The 22,980-nt window shown below is 58.5% G+C and carries 18 protein-coding genes and 1 pseudogene; 15 read left to right on the forward strand and 4 right to left on the reverse strand.

The genetic code is table 11. The features are described 5' to 3' along the window. Positions 1-1,205 precede the first annotated feature (1,205 nt). Positions 1,206-3,032: a glutamine--fructose-6-phosphate transaminase (isomerizing) gene (gene glmS / locus I6F38_RS07640; protein ID WP_225159804.1), complete on the forward strand. Its 1,827-nt coding sequence runs from the start codon at positions 1,206-1,208 to the stop codon at positions 3,030-3,032. Positions 3,033-3,182: 150 nt separating this feature from the next. Here the strand turns inward: glmS and I6F38_RS07645 are convergent, their stop codons facing one another. From I6F38_RS07645 to I6F38_RS07655, 3 genes are read right to left on the reverse strand one after another with little or no spacing between them, the layout of a single operon-like run. Beyond that, positions 3,183-3,617 carry a response regulator gene (locus I6F38_RS07645; RefSeq protein ID WP_225159782.1) on the reverse strand — a complete coding sequence of 145 codons (435 nt, stop codon included), beginning with the start codon at positions 3,615-3,617 and terminating at the stop codon, positions 3,183-3,185. 46 nt (positions 3,618-3,663) lie between these two features. Continuing rightward, the gene (locus tag I6F38_RS07650; protein WP_018269894.1) at positions 3,664-4,341 is read right to left on the reverse strand and encodes a response regulator transcription factor; all 678 of its coding nucleotides are present in this window, start codon (positions 4,339-4,341) and stop codon (positions 3,664-3,666) included. Continuing rightward, on the reverse strand, positions 4,338-7,010 hold the full coding sequence (locus I6F38_RS07655) for a PAS domain S-box protein (RefSeq protein WP_225159783.1): 2,673 nt from the start codon (positions 7,008-7,010) through the stop codon (positions 4,338-4,340). The genes I6F38_RS07650 and I6F38_RS07655 overlap by 4 nt, the downstream gene beginning before the upstream one ends. A gap of 346 nt (positions 7,011-7,356) precedes the next feature. Here I6F38_RS07655 and I6F38_RS07660 point away from each other — a divergent pair, with 346 nt between their 5' ends. Then, complete coding sequence (locus I6F38_RS07660; protein WP_225159784.1) at positions 7,357-7,602, forward strand: hypothetical protein; 246 nt, start codon at positions 7,357-7,359, stop codon at positions 7,600-7,602. A 195-nt stretch (positions 7,603-7,797) separates the two neighbouring features. Here the strand turns inward: I6F38_RS07660 and I6F38_RS07665 are convergent, their stop codons facing one another. Continuing rightward, on the reverse strand, positions 7,798-9,114 hold the full coding sequence (locus I6F38_RS07665; protein ID WP_016839801.1) for a dicarboxylate/amino acid:cation symporter: 1,317 nt from the start codon (positions 9,112-9,114) through the stop codon (positions 7,798-7,800). Positions 9,115-10,068: 954 nt separating this feature from the next. Here I6F38_RS07665 and I6F38_RS07670 point away from each other — a divergent pair. The 13 genes and pseudogenes from I6F38_RS07670 (at position 10,069) to I6F38_RS07730 (ending at position 22,968) form a co-directional block, all read left to right on the forward strand. After that, positions 10,069-10,346, forward strand: a pseudogene (locus I6F38_RS07670) (DNA-binding protein). A 237-nt stretch (positions 10,347-10,583) separates the two neighbouring features. After that, complete coding sequence (locus tag I6F38_RS07675) at positions 10,584-11,633, forward strand: aromatic ring-hydroxylating dioxygenase subunit alpha (protein ID WP_018269897.1); 1,050 nt, start codon at positions 10,584-10,586, stop codon at positions 11,631-11,633. 3 nt (positions 11,634-11,636) lie between these two features. After that, entirely contained in the window at positions 11,637-12,389 is a 753-nt protein-coding gene (locus I6F38_RS07680) for a GntR family transcriptional regulator (protein ID WP_016839803.1), read from the forward strand. Between the two features lie 11 nt (positions 12,390-12,400). Next, positions 12,401-13,381, forward strand: coding sequence for a PDR/VanB family oxidoreductase (locus tag I6F38_RS07685; protein WP_028344265.1), 981 nt, complete (start codon positions 12,401-12,403; stop codon positions 13,379-13,381). Positions 13,382-14,027: 646 nt separating this feature from the next. Next, positions 14,028-14,714 (forward strand): hypothetical protein, encoded by a 687-nt coding sequence (locus I6F38_RS07690; RefSeq protein WP_016846835.1) that lies wholly within the window; start codon positions 14,028-14,030, stop codon positions 14,712-14,714. A 114-nt stretch (positions 14,715-14,828) separates the two neighbouring features. Beyond that, positions 14,829-16,091: a serine hydrolase domain-containing protein gene (locus tag I6F38_RS07695; protein WP_016846836.1), complete on the forward strand. Its 1,263-nt coding sequence runs from the start codon at positions 14,829-14,831 to the stop codon at positions 16,089-16,091. 844 nt (positions 16,092-16,935) lie between these two features. Further along, positions 16,936-18,036 carry a hydrogenase small subunit gene (locus I6F38_RS07700; RefSeq protein ID WP_225159786.1) on the forward strand — a complete coding sequence of 367 codons (1,101 nt, stop codon included), beginning with the start codon at positions 16,936-16,938 and terminating at the stop codon, positions 18,034-18,036. 11 nt (positions 18,037-18,047) lie between these two features. Next, positions 18,048-19,838: a nickel-dependent hydrogenase large subunit gene (locus I6F38_RS07705; RefSeq protein WP_028344288.1), complete on the forward strand. Its 1,791-nt coding sequence runs from the start codon at positions 18,048-18,050 to the stop codon at positions 19,836-19,838. 4 nt (positions 19,839-19,842) lie between these two features. Next, positions 19,843-20,562 carry a Ni/Fe-hydrogenase, b-type cytochrome subunit gene (gene cybH / locus I6F38_RS07710; protein WP_016846839.1) on the forward strand — a complete coding sequence of 240 codons (720 nt, stop codon included), beginning with the start codon at positions 19,843-19,845 and terminating at the stop codon, positions 20,560-20,562. A gap of 11 nt (positions 20,563-20,573) precedes the next feature. Next, a complete protein-coding gene (locus I6F38_RS07715) occupies positions 20,574-21,155 on the forward strand; it encodes a HyaD/HybD family hydrogenase maturation endopeptidase (protein ID WP_016846840.1) in 582 nt (193 codons plus the stop codon). Positions 21,156-21,171: 16 nt separating this feature from the next. Beyond that, on the forward strand, positions 21,172-21,462 hold the full coding sequence (locus I6F38_RS07720; protein WP_225159788.1) for a HypC/HybG/HupF family hydrogenase formation chaperone: 291 nt from the start codon (positions 21,172-21,174) through the stop codon (positions 21,460-21,462). 199 nt (positions 21,463-21,661) lie between these two features. Further along, complete coding sequence (locus I6F38_RS07725; RefSeq protein WP_225159790.1) at positions 21,662-22,108, forward strand: hypothetical protein; 447 nt, start codon at positions 21,662-21,664, stop codon at positions 22,106-22,108. After that, positions 22,105-22,968: a hydrogenase expression/formation protein gene (locus I6F38_RS07730; RefSeq protein ID WP_225159792.1), complete on the forward strand. Its 864-nt coding sequence runs from the start codon at positions 22,105-22,107 to the stop codon at positions 22,966-22,968. The genes I6F38_RS07725 and I6F38_RS07730 overlap by 4 nt, the downstream gene beginning before the upstream one ends. Positions 22,969-22,980: the final 12 nt, after the last annotated feature.

Genomic DNA, 22,980 nt, shown 5'->3' on the forward strand with positions numbered 1-22,980 from the left:
CCACTTGACACCCGCGCAAACGAGCTGGACGAAACGCCGTACACGCAGACCCAGTTAGACGCGCTGATCCAGCGATGTTTCCTATGAGATGGATGCCGACGGTCTGTGTTCCTTATCCGTCTCCAGGTACATGCTGTATCCATTTGCGTGGGTCGGCCACGGCCGAATAGAGCGATGTGCTGAGGTGCGGTTGTCGACGCATTTATGGGGAATGACGGCGTGCAAGCCGGCACACAGTGAAGCTGCACACCAATATCGTATTCTACAAAGCGGCCCCACCTCCGAATAGAGCACGCGATCTGGGCGCTAGGGGCATCTACCTCTGCGCTTCTGCCAATAGTGCAGCTCGCGTAGGAAGTGGACGGTAGACGCAAGACAAAATGAGGAAGAGTAGCAAACGTCGGTATAGTTCTTCGAACGTTTCGATATCGAAAGCTTACGTCCGTACAATAGAGTGTTCGATGCCAATCGTATAGCTTACATCCGAGTATGATGAGCGTCTTAAGCCGTCCTAGAGCGGCTGCGCAAACACGCCGACACCCGGCCATGTGGAGAGTGCCGTGAGGCTGCATTCTTCTGTCCAATGGAGCGCGGCCGGTGCAAGCCTCTCGTGGATACCCTCGGTGAGGTGCGGGGACTCAGTGCCCCCACACCAGCTGCTAACCGGATCGGCCGCGTCGCCGCGCGTTTATCGGGAGTTTGAGCTGAAGAGCCGTGAATGGCTCATTAGCGACGATGAGCCAAATAAGACATGACGTTTTACTGTGAGACAACGGGTCTGTCGATCTGGTTCAAATGTCCTCAATCTATGAAGCCTGACGCCCTGCGCGATATATCCTCGCACTGGGGTTGTTGCGACGCCGGTTGTTATCGTCGCCATCGAGCAACGGATCTGTTTGTGCCGGGGTTAGATGCCGCACCAAGCCGCGCAAGCGCGCCTGCATATAGAGCCCACCTCGAAGCAGTCACGCCATTCGCGGCCGCATCGCAGTTTGTACTTGATAGCGGACAACCAAAGGCGGAGCGTGGCTGGGCGAGGCGATAATGGTTGAAAGACATAGAACTCACGCCTGTGAATGCGACGGTGACAGGCAACTGCATCAAATTCAGAACTTGATACCCATTCCCAACCGGGCGCGCGAAATTCGTGAAAATGCTCCTTTAGGGGGCATTTGGCTTCTTGAACGTGGGCTGCATTGATCGATATGTGTGGAATAGTCGGCATCTTGGGACGTGGTCCGGTCGCTGGGCAATTGGTCGCTTCGCTCAGACGATTGGAATATCGTGGCTATGACTCCGCGGGCGTCGCGACGCTCGAAGGTCTCCGTATCGAGCGCCGGCGCGCTGAAGGTAAGCTGAGAAACCTTGAGGAGCGGCTGCGCGATTATCCGCCGTCGGGTCATAGCGGTATTGGTCACACTCGCTGGGCGACGCATGGAAAACCGACCGAGAGCAATGCTCACCCGCACGCAACGGAAAATGTCGCGGTCGTTCATAACGGGATCATTGAGAATTTCCGCGAACTGCGGGCCGAACTGGAGCGGAATGGAGCTCATTTCAGCTCAGAGACCGACACCGAGGTGGTGGCGCATCTCGTCGAATCGTATCTCAAGAATGGTTACTCGCCGCGGGATGCGGTACAAGCCTCGCTGCCACGACTGCGCGGAGCTTTCGCTCTGGCATTCCTGTTCAAAGGCCATGAGGATCTTTTGATCGGGGCGCGCAAGGGGTCGCCCCTTGCGATCGGACATGGTACCGGCGAAGTTTATCTGGGATCGGACGCGATCGCACTCGCGCCCTTGACTGATGCCATCACCTATCTTGAAGACGGCGACTGGGCCGTGCTTACCCGTACGATCTGCATGATCTATGGCGAAGACGGGGCTGTCGTGCATCGGGAAACATCAAAGTCTGGCGTGTCGTCACTCCTGGTGGACAAGGCGAACTATCGCCACTTCATGGCCAAGGAAATCCACGAGCAGCCGACAGCAGTCGGGCAGACATTGGCGCATTATCTCGATATGGCAGCCGAGCGCATAGCCCTGCCGCTCACACTACCGTTCGACTTTAATTTCATTCAGCGCATCTCAATTACGGCGTGCGGCACGGCAAGTTATGCCGGTTATATCGCCAAATACTGGTTCGAGCGGCTGGCGCGCCTGCCTGTCGAAATCGATGTTGCGTCCGAGTTCCGCTACAGGGAGGCGCCTCTGCGCCACGGTGATCTCGCGATCGTTATCTCGCAGTCGGGGGAAACCGCCGACACGCTGGCTGCGTTGCGCTATGCCAAGAGCCAGGGCCTGCACACGATATCCGTGGTCAACGTCCCGACGTCAACGATCGCACGCGAGAGCGAATCCGTGCTGCCGACACTGGCTGGTCCAGAAATCGGCGTCGCCTCCACCAAGGCATTCGTCTGCCAGCTGGCGGTGATGGCGGCGCTTGCCGTCGCAGCAGGCAAGGAGCGCGGCATGCTGTCCGAGATCGATGAATCGAAGCTCGTACGCGAGCTTATCGAAGTGCCGCGGCTGATTGCTGCGGCGCTGTTGGTCGAACCACAGATCGAGAAGCTCGCGCGTGATATCGCAAAGTCGAGCGACGTGCTCTATCTCGGCCGAGGCACATCGGCGCCCCTGGCGTTAGAAGGCGCGCTCAAGTTGAAGGAAATCTCCTATATCCACTCGGAAGGTTATGCCGCCGGCGAGCTCAAGCACGGACCAATCGCATTAATCGATGAGACTATGCCCGTGGTGGTGATCGCGCCTTACGACGACGTCTTCGAGAAAACGGTCTCGAACATGCAAGAAGTCGCCGCTCGAGGCGGTAACATTATTTTGATCACCGATGCGAAGGGCGCTTCGGACGCGACGGTGGATACGCTCATGACCATTGTGTTGCCAAACATGGCTGTAAGCTTTACGCCCATGGTTTATGCCGTCGCGGTGCAACTGCTAGCCTATCATACGGCCGTGGTTATGGGGACGGACGTGGATCAGCCGCGTAATCTTGCAAAATCGGTCACTGTCGAATAGACGTCGCAGCAACGTCGACGTGCTCTCCCGCGGAAGTTCTGCGGATACAAGAACATGACAGATAATAGTCTGGCTCGCCGCCGCGTTCTGCCGGAGATTATGGAGACTGCGATCTGGGTATGGCTCCGGTCCGGCGCCAGGCTGATCGCGTCATGTGTCTCCGCCGCCGCCGTTCTCCTCCAGTGCGGCATCGAGATACTCGATCAGCGTATGTCCGGCGAAGGGCTTGCCCAAAAAGCCAGCCGCTCCTGCGCTCAGGGCTGAGGCGCGCACGCGGTCGTTGGGGAAGGCAGTAATGAAAATGAATGGCACACCGTAGCCACGGGTCCGCATTTCCGCGAGCAAGTCCAAGCCGCTCATAACCGGCATCTGCACATCCGTGATTACACAAGAGGTTTCGTTCAACCGCGGCGACCTCAAGAACTCCTCGGCGGACACAAACGTTTGAACGACGTAGCCACGCGATTTCAAAAGGTTCTCTGTCGCCGCACGGACCGATGCGTCGTCATCAACGACAGAAATCAAAGGCGTGGACAAGACAGGCCCTCCTGGCGCGGGACTAGCGACTGCCGAGGCATTAGCCATCCCTGGGCGAAAAGTGGGCTTGCGCGGTTAAATTGTAAAATCATACTTAGGTTTGTTCGGGACGGTTAGCACGGAGTCCCAGCGTCTCAGTCATCCTGATCAAATCCGCCAGCGACCGGGCCCGCATCTTTTTCATCACGTGTCCCCGATAGATCTTGACCGTAATCTCGGCGAGCCCCAGCTCGGCAGCTATCTGCTTGTTCATCAAGCCGGTAGCGACTAGTTTCATAACCGCCTGCTCGCGCGGGCTAAGGGTCTCAAATAGGGACTTGAGATTCACGACGGTCTGCTCGGCTGCCCGTCTTTTGCGATCGCGTTCGGTCGCCGCGATCACAGCGTCCAGCAGTTCCTGATCGCGAAACGGTTTTGTGAGAAAATCGACCGCTCCACCCTTCATGGCCCTGACGCTCATGGGAATGTCGCCATGGCCTGTAATGAAGATGATGGGAATATGAATGTTCGACTTGGCTAGTTCAGTCTGGAACTCAAGGCCGCTCAAGCCGGGCAGCCGGACATCAAGAACCAGGCAGCTAACGACGTCCGGAAGTTTGCTCTGCAGCATTTCTCGGGCCGATCCGAATGCAACGACGTCCAGGCCGACGGATTGAAAAAGGTTTGTAAGCGACCGACGCATCGAGACATCATCTTCGACAATGAAGACAATCGCATTTGCCGATGCCTCGGCTCTGCTGCCTTCGCGCTGGGAGTTTGAGCGTTCGTTCACGACACCACCTCCTTGTGCAACGGCAGGTCAAACCGAAAGCTCGCTCCGGGTCCCTGCCTGTGGACGATTGAAAGACGCCCTCCGTGAGCTTCCACAATCGAGCGGCAGATCGAAAGGCCCATGCCAAGGCCGCTCGATTTTGTCGTGAAGAAGGGGTCTAACACCCGATCGGCGTCATTCTCCGAGATGCCGACGCCATTATCAGTCACCGCAAGCCGCACGTGTTCCATATCGTCCCTAGATGACTGGATCACCAGTTCGCGCGTCCTGTCCGTAACTGCGTCCATAGCTTCGATCCCGTTCATCACCAGATTGATCATCACCTGCTGCAGCTGAATCCGGTCGCCCAGAACCGCCGGCAGCGCTGCCGTCAGCTCGGTTTTCAGTGTCACTTGGTGGCTAACCAGCTCACGATTCACCAGCGCAATGACATCCTTAACGACGTCATTGATGTCGAGCGGAAGCATTTCGATCTCGCCCTTCTTCGCAAGCGCGCGAACGCGACGGATCACCTCGCTCGCCCGGATTGCGTCTTCGATTATCCATTCAACGGATGAGCGCGCGGCGGAAAGATCAGGAGTTTTGCGGCCCATCCAACCTAGGCACGCGTCGGCGTTGCTGATAATCGCGGCGAGTGGCTGGTTGATTTCGTGGGCGATGGAGGTGGTCAGCTCTCCTAACGTCGTCACGCGCGTCACATGCGCGAGCTCCGCCTGTGCCTTCCGCAGCTCTTGTTCGGCCTGGTCTGCGCGGATAATAGCGGTGATGTCGGTGCTGACGCCACGGTAGCCAAGAAAATTGCCGCTTACGTCAAAAAATGGCTTACCGCTCGTCCGGACGTAGATCGGACATCCCATCCGGTTGACAGTGCGATAGACCAAATCACGAAATGGCAGATGTGCCTCTAGCCTTGCACGATGTTGCCGCCATTTCTCAGGTTCGTCTTCCAAGTCGCAAGCAATGTCCCAACGCGGCAGACCCAGGAGGCCTGTGGCCAGGATTCCCGCAGCGCTGGTATGTTCCGATAAGTGAGTGACTTTATGGTCTGGCCCGGTCTCCCAGAGCCAGTCGGAAGCTGTTTCAGCGTAGTCGCGAAAGCGCTGCTCGCTTTCGCGCAGCGCAGCAAGTGTGCTTTCCAGGCGTTCTCTGGCCGCGTATTGCTCAGTGACATCCATATGTGTCCCAATGAGCTCGCCGATATTACCGTCGCTGCCAACCACGACATGGGCCACAGAATGTATGTGCCTCATCGAGCCATCCGGGAGCAAAATTCGAAAATCATATTCGAAGCGGTTTTGCTTGCCGTCTCTCGCAAGTCGCTGCACGTCCTGAAGCCGCGGCAGGTCGTCCGGATGGATCCGCGAACGAATAGTCTCTATGGACACGGTCTCTTGCGGGTCGAAGCCGAAGAGACGATTCACTTCGGCGGAGCGATACACAAAATCGACTCCGTGGACGTCCCATGACCAACTGCCAGTATGACTGAGATGCTGGGCTTCGGCCAGATAGGCCTCGCTGCGGCGTAGCTGCTGCTCTACTTGCTTTGTAACTGTGATATCCGTCGCTGCCCCGACAAACTCGATTTCGCCAGAGGCGGTTGTCGTCGCTCGCGCCCGCGCGCGGATGTGCTTCACCGAGCCGTCCGGTAGCAGCAATCGGTATTCATGCTCGAACTCCTGCGGGTCTTGCATCGCTCGATCGATCGTCTGTTGGACGGAAGCTCGATCTTCCGGGTGCGTGCGCTCGACGACGAGTTGCGGCCTCGGTATCGTCTTCGGATCCAACTGGAAAATTCGAAAAAGCTCTTTTGACCAAAAAACCTCGCCAGTGGCGAAGTTCCAGCCGAAGCTGCCTGTGTGGCTCAACTCCTGCGCTTGAGCCAAATGGGCTTCGCTGCGCTGTAGGGCAAGCTCCGTCTGCCGTTTTTCGGTGATATCTTCGCAGGATATCAGGACAACCGGCTTGTCATCGGCCCAAAGCATGGCTTTGGCATTTTCTCGCACCCACAGGACCACGCCGTCTTTTCTGACTTTTTGGGCGTCCCAGGTTTGCGATTGACCGATATCTTCAAGGCATCTGCGAATGCATGTGCGTGCGAACTCGCGATCCTCCTCCAGAAAGAGCCTCAGAACGGATTGACCGATGAGTTCGGAGCGCGCATAGCCGAGGTGTGTCGCGCCGAACGTATTGACGTTGAGGATGGTACCGGCTTCGTCGACCATGACGTACATGGCCGGATTGTGCTCAAAGATTGCGCGCCACCGCTTTTCACGGTCCTTCAAATCGGCCGTGCTGCGCCGGAGTTCGGCCGCAGTCTCATGCGCAGCCTCTCTTTCCTGGCGGATTTTTCCAATCAGGTGTGTTCCGACAATCGAGACGGTAAAGAATGCGACAACCACCAGAAGAACTTGAGGGTCATCGATCCGCAGACTAAACGCCGGCGGTGCAAAGTAGTACGCCAAAGCAGCGATAGCTAAGACCGAAAGCGCGGATGAGGCGATAAAGCTGCCGATCAATGAAAACAGCAATATAACCAGCAAATAGCCGAACGCCGTCGCAGCGAAATGTGTTTGAAGGTACAAGGAAGCTAGCGTCACCACCGCCAGCGTTATGCTGCCGAAAGTAAACTGCGTGGCAGAACGTTTGAAGTTATTGATCTGGTTATACATTCTTGGACCGTCCGGCCTTTCTCCGGCGGGAGAGTTATAACATTTTAGGCAAAAATGGGGCAATCCTTTCCGCTCCACGCTCAAGAGCGGTTCCGGGTAAATTGCTTACAGCTGAACTCAGCACGTGCCGAAGAAACGCGCATTACAAACGTAGGTATAGTTGTTCTAAACCTTTCCAAATGGCGCGCCGACGTGCGTACAATCGAGGCTCAGATGTCTGTTTTCTTTCACTGCGATAGCCCTTTGGCAGGCGCGCGCGGCTGTGGAGGCCGCGGCCGAGCACAACTGTATGCGGCCAAGGCACGTCCAGCGGCGGGGTAGCTGCGAGCCGCGGGTCTGCCAGGACGTGACGCTGAACAATGAGACGCCCGTCGTTGAATATCTAAAGAGCGCCGACAAGCAGTGGAGCGCCGTGAGTTTGCTCAATGCGATCCATCTCGACCTGGTGAAGGTGCCGATCTGGTTCACGAGTCATCACTGCCGCAGCATCGGTGGACGAGGCCAGTTCGCTGGCCACGCGCCAAGCCGTTTCATGGATAGATCCAGTAACTTTGCCCGTCAGGCCCGGCCAGGTTCGGTCGGAATCGTATAGTCTGCCCCGGCCGACCTTACGCCGTCATCTGGATCGCGTTGGGGCACGACACCGAGTCGTGGTACGACCCGCAGATTCCGCGAGAAGAACTCCGGCTCGCAGTTCATTCGGCTGTGCCGATTTGAACTGCGAAAAATTCGGAGTTGGCTACGCTCAGTTCGAGCGTGCCTTGAAATCACGGACAGGACCTGGAGCCTATATCCTTGAGCTTCGTGTATCGGCACCGGCGGTGGGCTGCTCGAGCCGGGCATGTAGGGTCGCGTCGTCGAGCTCGCCTTCCCACCAGGACACGAACACAGCGGCGATGCCATTGCCAGTGATGTTGGTAAGGGCTCGCACCTCGCTCATGAACTTGTCGATCGAAAATACGATCGCCATGCCCGGCACCAATGCCGGGTTGACCACCGACAATGTCGCGGCGAGTGTAATGAAGCCTGCGCCGGTGACGCCGCTTGCTCCCTTCGAGGTCAGCATTGCCACGAGCAAGATCGTGAGCTGCTGGCCAAAGGTCAGATCGACCCCGAGTGCCTGGGCAATGAACAATGTCGCAAGCGTCATATAAATGTTGGTGCCGTCGAGGTTGAAGGAGTAGCCGGTTGGCACCACGAGGCCGACCACGGGCTTTGAGCAGCCCAGCCGCTCGAGCTTCTCCATCAATTGCGGCAGCGCGCTTTCCGAGGACGAGGTGCCAAGCACGATCAGAAGCTCATCCTTAATATAGATAATGAACTTGAAGATCGAAAAGCCGACGATCCGCGCGATCAGGCCGAGCACGACGACCACAAATATCGCGGCCGTCGCATAGAACAGTACGATCAGTCCGATCAGATTACCGAGCGCCGCCGGCCCGAACTTGCCAATTGTGAAGGCCATCGCGCCGAACGCGCCGATCGGGGCGGCTTTCATGATGATGGCAATCACGCCGAACACTGCGTGCGCGACGTCGTCAATCATGCCGCGCAGTCGTTCTCCACGCTCGCCCAGCGCCATCAGCGAAAAGCCAAACAGAATCGCGAACAGGAGCACTTGCAGAACATCGCCGCGGGCGAGGGCGCCGACCACCGTATCGGGAATGATATTGAGAAAAAAATCGACGGTCTTCGAGGCTTCCGCCTGCTTGACGTAGTTGGCGACCGCCGCAGCGTCCGGTTTGACCGCAAGACCATGGCCGATTTGGACCAGATTGCCCATGACAAGGCCCAACACCAAGGCAAAGCTCGATACGATCTCGAAATAGACCAGCGCTTTAACGCCGACGCGCCCGACTTTCTTTGCATCCTGGATATGTGCGATCCCGGATGCGACGGTGCAGAAGATGATCGGTGCGATCACCATCTTGATCAGCTTGATGAAGCCATCACCAAGCGCCTTGACCCAGTCGTTGGTCGCGACCGACGGCCATAGCCAGCCGACGATGGCGCCAATCACGATCGCGATCAACACCTGAACGTAGAGAATTTTATACCAAGTCTGCGACGCGCGCGCGGGCGCCGCAGTTGCCATGGTGGTCATGACGCTTCCTTCCCGAATACACTCGAATGCGAGCCGCTGCGTCGTTAGAGGCGACGGCATCATACGAGGCTGTCATTTTAGCCGTGTCCAATTGAAGACGATTCCGGGAGCCGGCGCGTCATTCCAAAGGCAGGCGTTCAGTTACGTTATCTTTTTTCGTCAAGCAAGATCCGCACCAGAGCCAACCTGCAGTCGATCGAGTCGCGATCGGATAAGTACCTGTCTTCTGACAAGGTCTTTGAATCTTCGAACGGCATTTGTGAGGTCGATCGAGAAGGCGTTGCTCAGCGTCATGCCGCATTTTGCTGGCAAGTGTCCCGAGGCACCTCTTGGCATAGAAATCCTAGAGTGATCAGTACCCTTCAAGTGCGCGACTTGATGCAACAGTACGTTACATTGGTAAAATTGATTGTTTGGATCGTAGGCATCCAGGCGATGGAAGCGTGCGACATCTAGAGGGCCGGTCGATGTGAGGTCGTATCGGCATCGGCGCTCGCCGAGCCGATAGCGTTACGATGGGGTTCTCGACTCGATCATTCTGCTCTGAACTCTTTGCCAGGCAGCACGAGACCAACTTATTCTTGCTGCAGATATACGGGCGAGCTCGAATCGAGTTACGACAATCGGATGGCGGTGAATGTGCTCCAGTATGGTCCGGTAAGACCGATGGTTCGGCAGAATTTCTGCGCATCATCCGCATTGTGAAGGTCGCCCGATCAGCTTGCCATGTCCATGATTGTCCAAGGTCGTAGGCTGGACGGTCGCTAGATAATGGACGAGCGCTAGATAGGAGTGAGCTTTGCCACCACGAATAGCGCTTTCTACTTGGGGTGCCGAAAGTCGCTTCATCGATATTCGGTATCCCTCCAGGGAGCGCGCTTCTCCATGATGATGGCGCGATAGTGCCGCCGTTCGCGGCCGGCCTCTCACCTGGAGCTCTCAAATGCCTATTTGATGTCAGATCCATCCACCCGGTTCCTGTGTACGCCGGAGGCTGCGCGTTATCTTAGCCTATCCGGCCGCACGCTCGAAAAGCACCGCACGTATGGCACGGGGCCAGCGTATCGAAAGATCGGCGGTCGCGGTCGCGTCATCTACGCACTGGATGGTTTGAGAGCATGGGCCGATCTCGGCACCAAGACGTCGACGTCTGATCCCGGCAAGGGAACTGTGCTGCCGGCCAAGAAGCCCCAATCCGGCGTCCCTTCGCAGGCCAGGAATCTCGCCGATAGCCGAGGCTGCGACAGTGCAGGGACTAGATGCAGCGGGTGTGCACGATGGCGAGCTTGGATTCATCCGCTAGCAGTTTTGGTGCGTCGCAAAAAATCTTCACCGAAGCGGAGCCCGACCGAGCCGCTTGGGACCATTACTGTATACAGAAATTCCATTGTAAGCCCGCATATTCGTCACTTTTTGGCCCCCTTCAAATTTATGTATACAGTCGGTGTCCCTAAGCGAGGAATCGGCACATGAGCCATTGCTTTCCGACGAATGTCTGGTACGCGGCCGCTTGGGATGCAGAGGTGAAGCAGGCGCTGTTGCCGCGCACGATCTGCGGCAAGCACGTTGTGATGTATCGGCGCGCCAACGGGGAGGTGGCGGCACTGGAGGACGCCTGTTGGCATCGGTTGGTGCCGCTCTCAAAAGGGCGTCTTGAGGGCGACAGCGTTGTCTGCGGCTATCATGGGCTGAAATTCAACGCGCAGGGCCGCTGCACCTTCATGCCCTCGCAAGAGACGATCAACCCCTCCGCCTGTGTGCGTGCCTATCCTGTGGTCGAGCGCGATCGCTTCGTCTGGCTGTGGATGGGTGATCCGGCGCTGGCCGACCCGCGCTTGGTGCCGGATATGCACTGGAACGATGATTCCGCTTGGGCCGGTGACGGTGACACCATTCACCTGAAATGCGATTATCGTCTGGTTGTCGACAACCTCATGGACCTGACGCATGAAACGTTTGTGCACGGTGCCAGCATCGGCAATAACGCCATCGCGGAAGCGCCGTTTGACGTCACCCATGGTGAGAAGACCGCTACCGTAACGCGCTGGATGAAGGGGATTAGCGCCCCGCCGTTCTGGGCCAAGCAATTGCAAAAACCTGGTCCGGTGGACCGCTGGCAAATCATTCGTTTCGAGGCGCCGTGCACCATCAATATCGACGTCGGAGTGGCGCCCGCCGGAACAGGCGCGCCGGAAGGCAACCGATCGGCCGGCGTCAATGGTATTGTCCTCAACACCATTACGCCCGAAACGGAAACGAGCTGCCATTATTTCTGGGCCTTCGTGCGCAATTATCGCCTGAACGAGCAGCGCCTGACCACCGAACTCCGTCAAGGCGTTTCTGGCATCTTCCGCGAGGACGAGGTCATTCTCGAGGCGCAGCAGCGCGCAATCGACGAAAATCCAGACCGGGTCTTCTATAATCTCAACATCGATGCTGGCGCGATGTGGGCTCGCCGCTTGATAGATCGCATGATCGAGGCCGAGAATCCCTCGCAAGGTCAGCAGGCCGCGGAGTAGAGCATGGTCGAGCGCGACAGCGATCGTTCAGTCTCGCAAACAGTACGCGCCCAGCTCAGCTTGCGCGACCTGATCCTTTCGGGTGACTTGCGGCCAGGCGAGCGGATCTCCGAGTTGCAGGCTGTGGAGACGACCGGCGCATCGCGCACCCCGGTGCGAATGGCATTGGTTCGGCTGGAGGAGGAAGGACTTCTGGAAGCGATCCCTTCTGGCGGTTTCATGGTGAAGGCATTCTCCGAGCGAGATGTCCTGGATTCAATCGAACTGCGTGGTACGGTGGAGGGGCTGGCCGCGCGCTTTGCCGCCGAGCGCGGCGTTCCGTCGCGCGATCTTGAGCCTCTAAAAGGATGTCTTGACGAGATCGACGGCTTGGTGCGGCAGGATCCAATCTCCGTTGAGGCATTTTCCTCCTACGTCGCGCTCAATGCGCGTTTTCACGCGCTATTGACCGAATTGTCGCGCAGTCCTCCCTTGATCCGGCAGGTCGATCGCGCGTCGGCGCTCCCATTCGCCTCGCCCAGCGGCTTTGTGATGACTCAATCGACACTGCCGGATGCGCGCCACACACTCTTGATTGCACAAGATCAACATCGCGTCGTGATCGATGCAATCGAAAATCGCGAAGGCGCACGGGCCGAGGCAATCATGCGCGAGCACGCCCGAGTGGCGGCGCGCAATCTGCGCCTGGTGCTCAGGAACAAGACGCATTCTGACCTGCTGCCAGGACTGGCGCTCATCAGGATGGCGGGCGATTAAAGGAAATCTCCATGCGGTTCATTGAAAGCTGGACACCCGCAACGCTCGTCGCGACGCGCGATCTGACACCTTCGATCCGCGAGTTCCTGATCAAACCGGAAAACTTTGATGGCGCGGCTTATCCGGTCGGCAGCCATATCAATATCGCCGTCACTATCGATGGGCGCCCGGATACGCGATCCTATTCCTTGGTCGGCGAACCCGAGCGAACCGGCTATCGTATCGCCGTGCGGCGCGCGGAGGACTCCCGCGGCGGCTCGCAGTACATGTGGTCGCTCGCGCCGGGCGCCCGACTGACCATTACATTGCCGGCCTCTTTGCTGCCGATTGACTGGGCGCGCCGGCACTACTGCCTAATCGCGGGCGGCATCGGCATTACGCCACTGATCGGGGCAGCTTTGGCGTTGGCGCGCCGCGATGCCGACTTCACTCTGCATTATGCCGTTACTTCTCGTGAGCAAGCCATCTATTTGGATGTTCTCGCTCCCCTGCTGAACAAGCGGCTTATTGTCCATGCGGGCAACGAAGGGCGCAGGCTCAATTTGGATGACTTGTTCGCTTCGCTGCCGCGCGACGCCTTGACCCTCTTGTGCGGGCCGATCCGGATGCTCGATGCCGCGCGCCGGGCCTGGACTGGTGCAGGACGCGCACTATCCGACCTACGTTACGAGACCTTCGGTTCGAGCGGCTCACTGCCGACCGAGGGGTTTCGGGTGCGCCTTGCAGATCAGGCCATTGAGATCGAGATTCCGCGCGATCGCTCGTTGCTGGACGTGCTCAATGGGGCCGGTTACGAGGTGATTTCGGATTGCCGGCGCGGCGAGTGCGGCGTCTGCGCCATCGATCTCGTCAAAATCGACGGTGAGCTTGACCACCGCGACGTTTTCTTCAGCGAGCAGCAAAAGCACGCGAACGAAAAGATCTGTGCATGTGTTTCTCGCGCCCGCGGCATGATCACCGTCGATATACTGCACCGACCGGACGCGCTATAGGTTCACTGCGACTCCTTGTTTTAGGTAGCAGATCGTTGCCTCAGAACTCGGCAACTAACGTATGCTTATGGTTTGTTACGTTCACAGAACAGCGGCGCATGATTGCCGGATGGCGGTCCGCGGCCCGTCTTTCTCCTCGACAAGGCGAAAGTTGAGGACGGAATGAACTCCGAGAGCCGGTCTCGTCCATTCTCGCAATGGGGCTGTGACGGGAGTTCTGCGCTTATACACGCCGGCCCTTGAGCGACACCAACAAACAACCAACATGTCGAAGCAGCATCCACGTCAGGATTTGCATCGAGACATTGCGGATGCGCATCTCGGGCGGCCGCTCTGCCGTCTCATTCTGCCGTCGCTGTCTGCTTGAGAACAAAGATGCCGGAAACTTGACAGCGCGTTAGGTTCACCCCGCAGTATCTCTGGCAGTTATGCGCGTTTTTCTCACGCTGGACACAGAGCCTACCACATTTCGCAAGCGGCACGGGGATTGCTGGATGGCGAGCTGAGAAGCGGCCGCCGTCAGGCCGATCGAAGCTGCCCTGTCACAGGAGTTTCCGATGAGCCTTGCGATTCTGCATTTGCTCGCAGAAACGACGAGATCGCTGCGCCGGTATGGCGACGTGCTCTCGCCGGTGGGCTGACGCACATGGATGCCCTTTCGCCAGAAATCTGGCAATCCGTTGCGCTCACGGTCGAGCTCGCCAGCGTGACGACAATGATCCTGCTGGTGATTGGCGCGCCGCTCGCGTGGTGGTTGGCACGGTCAAAAACGGTTTTGAGCGAGGCGGTGGCGACAATGGTCGCGCTGCCGCTTGTGCTGCCACCCACGGCGCTCGGTTTCTGCGTACTCGTCCTGCTCGGCCCGAACGGACCAGGTGGGCTTCTCGCCTCTTTCTGGGGCGAGCACACGCTCGCCTTTACCTTTGCGGGAATCGTGGTCGGATCGGTCCTCTCGGCGCTCCCTTTGGTGGTGCAGCCTATCCGTAGCGCCTTTGTTGCGATGGGTAACCACCCGCAGGAAGTTGTGGCGAGTCAGCGCGTTTCTGCGTTGTTCGCCTTCATTACCGTCGGCCTGCCGCTGGCACGGCTGGAGTTCCTCAAGGCTGGTTTGGTTGGCTTTGCTCATACGATCGGCACATTCGGTGTCGTGATGATGATCGGAGGCAACATTCCCGGGCGCACCAAAGTGTTGTCAGCTTATGTCATTGACTACGTCCAAGCATCGCGCTGGCGCGAGGCAGGTTGGGTTGCCGGCGGTATGGTAATGTTCGCCTTTGCGGTCATGTTCACTTTGACTCTCATCGACAAACGATGTGCCAGGAGAGGCACGTGAGGGGCAGGCGCACTAAGCCGGATCGAAGCATCTTCGGCGTACTGGCCAAGCTGGCCGGTCATAACCGAGCAGCAGTATTGCAAGTCAGATCCGTCCATTCTTAACGAGGACACAATGAATAAGCTCGTTGCAGCCGCGGCGGCCGCTGGTATCAGCTTCAATTCAGCACACTCCGCGCCTTTGCCCGAGGCGAGGGCCGATGACGTCGGAGTTTCCAAGCAGCGCCTTGCCAAACTGGACGAGTTCTTTGCTAGCGAGATCGCAGCCAAGCGCGTGCCGGGCGCAGTGGTTGCAATCGCCAGAGACGGCAAGCTCATTCACTACAAGGCGTACGGGCAACTCGATCCTGAAAAAGGAACCTCGATGAGGCTCGATGCGATGTTCGCGCTCGCGTCTATGACCAAACCGATGGTGGCGGTTGCTGGGCTTACCCTCATGGAACAAGGTCGCCTGCCTCTGAGGGCCAGACTTACGGATTACTATCCCGAATTTGCAAACATGAAAGTGGGAGTATCGCAGCCTGACGGTTCGTTAAAATTCGAAGCGCAGAGTTCCCCGATCTACGTCCACGACCTTTATCGCCACACATCAGGTCTCACCTATGGCGCGCCGCCGGACAGCTCAGACCAAGTGGCGCGTCTCTATCCGGATTTCGCAGCGCCACCGGTCAAGGGCGATAAGAAGGCTTTCATCGAAGGCATTACCAAGCTGCCGTTGGCGCACCAACCGGGAACGGAATTCGAATACGGCTTCTCGACCGACGTGCTTGGCGCTGTCGTGGAACAGGTTAGCGAGCAGCCACTAGGCGAGTATCTTTCCAGCAACCTGTGGAAGCCGATCGGAATGCTGGATGCCACTTTCCATTTGTCGGGATCGCAACGCGAGCGGCTCGCGCGTCCATTTAAAGACGACCCACTGACGGGAAAGCCACAGGGCATCGAGCTCCTCGAAAGTCCGACGAAGTTTGACTGCGGGGGAGCCTGTGCATTCGCGACAGTTGGTGATTATGTTCGCTTTGGGCAAATGCTGCTAAACGGCGGGGAACTCGATGGCCAGCGCATTCTCGGTCCCAGGACGGTGCATCACATGATCTCCAACCACCTTGGGCCAGAGATCAAAAACAAGGTCGCTAATGTGGAGCCGCACCGTGCCGGCTTTGGGTTCGGGCTCGGAGTGGCTGTACGCATAAGCGAGGGTCTCTCGGCCGTTCCAGGCAATCCAGGTGAGTTCACCTGGACCGGCGCTTACGGAACACAATTTTTCTGTGATCCAAAGGAGCGCCTGGTCGTGGTGGTTGGAACGGCTGCGCCCGGAGAGATCCGCAAGTACTACCGCGAGCAAGTCCAGAATATCGTCTATGCCGGCATAGTGCGATAGCTCGCTTGCCGCCGGAAAAGTTCGATGAACAGATTGGATGGCTAGCAAGTGATGCTTGCTGCTGCGGATCGACATCAAACTAAAACACCACACCGTCGTCTGCTATCCGCGTCGCGAGAATCTGACCAGTGCACGGAAACAGCGAGATCGCCTCTGCCATCGCTGCGAAGCTCACCGGAGAAAGGTGTGGTTTCGTGATGCGCCAAGCCATCGCCTCGCTAGCGCTTGGCTCGCGCGATGAACGATGAACGTTTCTGGATGAAAGCTCTCAAACGCGCCCAGCCTTGCGCCCGCAATCCCGGCGGGCTTGGTACCGCGCGTCATTGACCCAAGGCAGATTGGATCGATCCGCCCTGAAAGGTGAAGGCGGTGTACTGCGGCGCGGAGGGCTCGCTATCGCGCCGTTCTTGGTCGCCGGTTCGGGTTGTTGGTGACTGCCACTTTGGTGTCGTTGCGCAGTTGCGACGATCGCGGCCTCCATTGCATCTGAGAATGGCGAACAAGTCCCATTGAAATCGGTGAGCAGTGCGGTGCCGCGTGAACTGCGGCAATTGCCGTGTCGGCCGGTGTCGGGACCGTGCTTAAAGAGCGAGTATAACGCATTGGCCGCGAGGGACGAGCCATTGTGCTGCATTGTTGGAGTTCTGACATCGACGGTCAAAACCGGACACCATTGGCACGGTGAGCGCGCTCAGTTGCGCAGCTTGCGCTTAGCTCGCCGATCCCACTGCAAATCACGGAGTGGCGGCTTGGTAACCGTCAGATTTTTGCCGGGCGGTGGCCCATTTTTTGCTGCTGAATGTGAGCAATTCGTCAGGGCCGACGAGAAACTTGGAAGGGGTTCATGAGTGGGGCAACGGAAACTTTCTACAGCGTGATCAGACGCCAAGGTATCACGCGTCGCAGTTTCCACAAGTTTTGCAGTTTGACAGCCTCGAGCTTCGGACTCGGCCCGCTCGCCGCAAGCAGGATTGCCAATGCCCTAGAGACCAAACCGCGTATGCCCGTCATCTGGCTGCACGGGCTCGAGTGTACCTGCTGCTCGGAAAGCTTTATCCGCTCGGCCCATCCGCTAATTAAAGACGTCCTGTTGTCGATGATTTCGCTCGACTACGACGATATGATCATGGCCGCGGCAGGTCACCAGGCTGAAGCCATCCTCGAGGAAGCCCGTCTCAGGTACAAAGGCAGATATGTGCTTGCCGTCGAAGGCAACCCGCCGCTGAATGAGGAGGGCATGTTCTGCATTGACGGCGGCAAGCCGTTCGTCGAGAGGCTCAGGTGGATGGCGGAATCATCCATGGCGGTCATTGCCTGGGGGACCTGCGCATCCTGGGGCTGCGTGCAAGCCGCCAAGCCCAATCCGACAGGCGCTGTACCGATCGATAAGGTGATCACCGACAAGCCGATCGTCAAGGTTCCCGGGTGTCCCCCCATCGCAGAGGTCATGACCGGCCTAGTGACCTTCATCACCACGTTCGGAAGGCTTCCTGAGCTCGATCGCCAAGGACGCCCAAAGATGTTTTATTCCGAGCGCATCCACGACAAGTGCTATCGACGTTCGCATTTCGACGCCGGCCAATTTGTCGAGGCGTGGGACGATGAGTGCGCCCGCAAGGGCTACTGCCTGTACAAGATGGGATGCAAAGGGCCGACCACCTACAATGCCTGTTCTGCCCTTCGCTGGAACGGCGGCGTTTCATTCCCCATTCAATCAGGCCACGGCTGCTTCGGCTGCTCCGAAGACGGCTTTTGGGACAAAGGTTCGTTTTACGATCGGCTCACGACCATCCAGCAGTTCGGCATCGAGAAGAACGCCGATCAGATCGGCATGGCCGCTGCCGGCGCGGTTGGGCTGACCGTCGCCGCACATGCGGCGATCACGGCCGTGAAGCGATTGACCCACAAGCCGGATCGCGCAGTTCGCAAAGATAAGCCGACTTAAAGGGGGCGACGGTGGTGGTCCAGACACCGAATGGGTTCAACCTCGATCGTTCCGGCAAGCGAATTGTGATCGATCCGCTGACCAGGATCGAGGGCCACCTGCGCGTCGAAGCCAACCTCGATGCGGACAACGTGGTCCGCAATGCGGTCTCGAGCGGGACGATGTGGCGTGGAATCGAAGTCATTCTGCGCGGGCGGGATCCGCGCGACGCCTGGGCGTTCACCGAGCGGATTTGCGGTGTCTGCACCGGCACCCATGCGCTCACCTCGGTGCGTGCCGTTGAAAACGCGCTAGGGATCACCATTCCGGAAAATGCGAACTCGATCCGCAACATCATGCAGCTTTGCCTGCTTGTGCATGATCATCTCGTGCATTTTTATCATCTGCACGCGCTGGATTGGGTCGACGTCATCTCTGCGCTCAAGGCCGATCCCAAGTCCACTTCGGCGCTGGCGCAGTCTATCTCGCCCTGGCCGCTTTCGTCCCCTGGTTATTTCAAGGACCTGCAGATCAGGCTCACCAAATTCTTCGGATCAGGGCAGCCCGGTCCGTTCAAGAACGGCTATTGGGGTCATCCGGCATACAAGCTGCCACCTGAGGTGAACTTGATCACCGTGGCGCATTATTTGGAGGCGCTCGACTTCCAGAAGGAGATCGTCAAGATCCAAGCAGTCTATGGCGGCAAGAACCCGCATCCGAACTGGCTGGTCGGCGGTGTGGCCTGCGCGATCAATATCGATGGAACTGGTGCGGCCGGTGCGATCAATATGGAGCGGCTTAACCTGGTGTCCTCGGTCATCGACCGTTCAATCGAGTTTGTCGAGCAGGTCTACCTGCCCGACATTGCGGCGATCGGCTCGTTCTATAAAGACTGGCTGCATGGCGGCGGACTTTCCAGCAAAAGCGTGATGTCCTACGGCGACATCCCTGAAAACGCTAACGACTGTTCCGCGAAAAGTCTCAAGCTGCCGCGCGGTGTCATTCTTGGCGGCAATCTTGAGGAGATTTTGCCGATCGACCATGGCGATCCCGAGCAGATCCAGGAATTCGTCGCGCATTCATGGTATAAATACCCGAGCGAGTTCAGCGGACTGCATCCCTGGGAGGGCATCACCGAGCCGAACTTTGAGCTGGGGGCAAAGGTCAAAGGCAGCAGAACAGATATCAAGGAGCTCGACGAAGGCGGCAAGTATTCCTGGATCAAAGCGCCGCGCTGGCGCGGCCACGCCGTCGAGGTCGGACCATTGGCGCGATACATCATCGGTTATGCGCAAGGCAAAGCCGAATTCAAGGAGCCGACCAACAGACTGCTCAAGGGGCTCAATCTTCCCCTGAGCGCGCTGTTTTCGACATTTGGCCGTACTGCGACGCGGGCACTCGAATGCCAGTGGGCGGCACATCAGATGCGTTATTTTCAGGACAAGCTGGTCGTCCACATCAAGGCCGGCAATAGCGCGACCGCCAACGTCAGCAAGTGGAAGCCGGAAAGCTGGCCTAACGAGGCCAAGGGCTACGGTTTCACTGAGGCGCCGCGCGGCGCGCTCGGGCACTGGATCAAGATCAAGGACACCAAGATCGACAATTACCAATGTGTCGTGCCGACCACGTGGAACGGGTCTCCTCGCGATTCCAAGGGCAATATTGGCGCCTTTGAAGCTTCGCTGATCGGTACCCCGATCGCGGACCCGCAGCGGCCCCTGGAGATCTTGCGTACGATCCATTCCTTTGATCCGTGCTTGGCCTGCTCAACCCATGTGATCAGTCCTGACGGCCAAGAAATGGCTTCAGTCAATGTTCGGTAGGAACATGGCCGACAAGGCTCCGCAAAACCCTACCGCCGTCGATGCGCCGCCAACTGTTAGCGGCGGCGGCGGTGGCGCCGCTTACGTCTATGAAGCGCCGGTGCGACTGTGGCATTGGGTCAATGCGGCGGCCATTCTGGTGCTGGGCGTAACCGGCTATCTCATTGGAACCGGGACACCGGCGACGCCGGGAGAGGCTAGCGGCAATTTCTTGTTCGGCTATATCCGCTTTGCGCATTTCTCTGCGGGATATGTGCTTGGCGTCGGCTTCCTGCTGCGCATCTACTGGGCCCTGATGGGAAACCCGCATGCCATGCAAATATTTCGCGTGCCGCTCTGGCGCAGCTGCATTTGGCGCGAAGTGTACGATGAGATGCGCTGGTACGCGTTTCTCGCAGTTGAGCCCGACAGGCGCGTCGGGCACAATCGGCTGGCTCAACTTGCGATGTTCTTTATGTTCACGCAGACGATCACGTTCATGATCGTCACAGGCTTTGCACTTTATGGACAGGGTGCGGGCCGTGACAGCTGGCAGTACAAGCTGTTCGGCTGGGTATTTGCAATCTGGCCTAACAGTCAGGACGTCCATACGTGGCATCATCTCGGGCTGTGGATCGTCGTGACCTTTGCGCTGGTTCACATCTACGCGGTGATCCGGGAAGACATCATGTCGGGGCGGAGCATCTCCTCGATGATTTCGGGTCAGCGTCAGTTCCGCGATTGACTGGGAAGCGGATGCTGACTCCGGAGAGCAAGAAAAGGATCCTGGTGCTCGGCATCGGCAATATCCTATGGGCCGACGAGGGATTCGGCGTGCGAGTGGTAGAGGAGTTTCATCGTCGCTACACCATCGATGACAACGTCTCCATCCTCGATGGTGGCACGCAGGGGCTCTACCTTGTCAGCTTCCTTGAGCAGGCCGATTGCCTGATCGTGTTCGATGCCATCGACTATGGACTTTCGCCCGGGAAGTTGATGCTTGTGCGGAATGACGAGGTGCCGAAATTTACCGCTGCCAAGAAGCTGAGTCTGCATCAGACCGGCTTTCAAGAGGTCTTGAGTGCAGCCGACCTGCTTGACCGCTGCCCGCGAGAGCTCGCTCTGATCGGCTGTCAGCCGCTGGACCTGGAGCGTTGGGGCGGTCCGCTGACTGCACCGGTGCGCTTTCAGATCGCGCCCGCGATTGAACTGGCTTGCAAACTGCTGGCCCAGTGGGGCTCGCCGGCGAAACTGCGGGCTTCGCCGCTGCCTGTATCAGAACGGCTGTTGGGGAACAATATCGACCATGTCAATTATGAAAGGGAGCGGCCGATCTAGCGGCCCGCGGCTATTCATGTGCCTTGGCTTACCAATGACGATGGTTGAGACCGACGGCATCACGGCGCTATGCGAGTATGGCGATGAACAGCGGCGTGTCTCAGTCATGCTGCTCTCCGGCGCGTCGGTCGGCGCCAAGGTCCTCGTCCATATCGACACAGCGGTGCGGCTCTTGGAGGAGGACGAAGCAAGGCGGATCTCGGAAGCACTCGACGGGCTCGAGGCCGGCCTCAGTGGCGAGGACTGCGATCGCTTCTTTGCGGATTTGATCGGTCGTGAGCCGCAATTGCCCGACCACCTGCGGTAGCGGCGCCGCGCACAGACATCGCGCTACCGCGCCTTGCTCGCAAATCGAATCTGCATCGTAGGCAACCTATGCACAGCAGATGTCAAGCGCTTACACCTGCTGATCCGGGCGCGCACGCGATTGCAGCGAGACGATGGATTGGCATGTGCCTTGCTAATAGCTCGCCGAGCAGAACCAAAGATTATCGGAAAGGCGTCTGATGAAATTCCAGCCGGCGCAGCATGATTTGGCGCGGCCCGCTCTGTCCGAGGTAGCGAGAGCGAACGCCGGTGCACATCTGACCGCGCAGGATCCCGGGAGTTGGGGCGTGGAGCTGCTGTCGGCAGCGGGTCCCGTAAATTCGCTGTGGGCCAACCACGTCGCAAACGCGCTTTCTGAACAGATCAAGGCGCACCGGCGGCCCATGCAAGGGGGCGCAACCGCGCGCGGCGCCGGTAGCGAGCTGGGTGGGCGGCTCGGCCTGCGTGGCCCGCCGACGCAGATCGAGTGCCATCAGCGCGGCACACTGCGCCGGGTCGGCAAGAGCCAGATCCGTTTGGTCAAGGTCGACCGCATCTCGGCACCGATCGTCGGACCACACGCCGGCGGCGACTGCACCGCCGATAGCATTGCCCCTCGGCGAGCCCCACGGAACTTCGCATCATGAAAACGGCGGCGCGTATTCGATACGAAGCCGCCGCTGCGGCGGTGGGCGGGTTTCCCGTGAATGCGGATAGTCGCGACATCGTCCATAGCGAGCCAACGGCTGTGGCGACGCTGGCCAGGCGCGCTTGGCGCGATGCCGACGAGCTTGCAAAAAACTGTCCGAATGCCATCACGCTGCTATCGAACACAGCTGCCGCCGCTTGTGGCCAGAAGAGTAGCGCACGCACGCAACTGTACAGGCTTTCGAATCTCAGTGACCTCGAGCGCAACCTGATTGCCGAAGTGCTTGGGGAAGGCGAGGTCGCCGGCGTCGTTGCGCTGCCAGATGGCTCTCAGGCGGGAATCCAGGAGTCCGTACTTGCGGGAATCTGGCGCGTGCGCATCGGGACGGATCCGGCACACGAATATGTTGAAGTCGGGGCGATCCCGCAGATCGTGCAGCGCGCCGCAACGGACCTGGCGTCGACCGATCTGGCGATCGGCACCGCGCCGGATGGGGCGATGAACGTGCTGCCGGTGCTCGCCGAAACACGCGAGCGGGCCCGCGCCTGGCGGCCTGGCATGCGCACGCATGTCATCAATCTCACGCTTTTGCCGATGAACGACATCGACCTGGCGTTTCTCCAGCAGAGCGTGGGCAATGGTCCGGTCCAGCTCATCTTTCGCGGCTACGGCGCATGCCGAGTGCAGGCGACTGCGACACGGAATGTGTGGTCAGTGCAGTTCTTCAATTCTATCGACAACATCATCCTGGATACGCTTGAGATCGGCGGCGTGCCGATTGTTGCGTTGGCTGCCGACGAGGATTTCGAGGATTCCGCCGAACGCCTGCAGGAAATCATGAAGGCTTACGTCACGTGAAGAACTTGGAGA

Source organism: Bradyrhizobium sp. BRP56 (assembly GCF_020194035.1).
Taxonomy (GTDB): Bacteria; Pseudomonadota; Alphaproteobacteria; order Rhizobiales; family Xanthobacteraceae; genus Bradyrhizobium; species Bradyrhizobium australafricanum.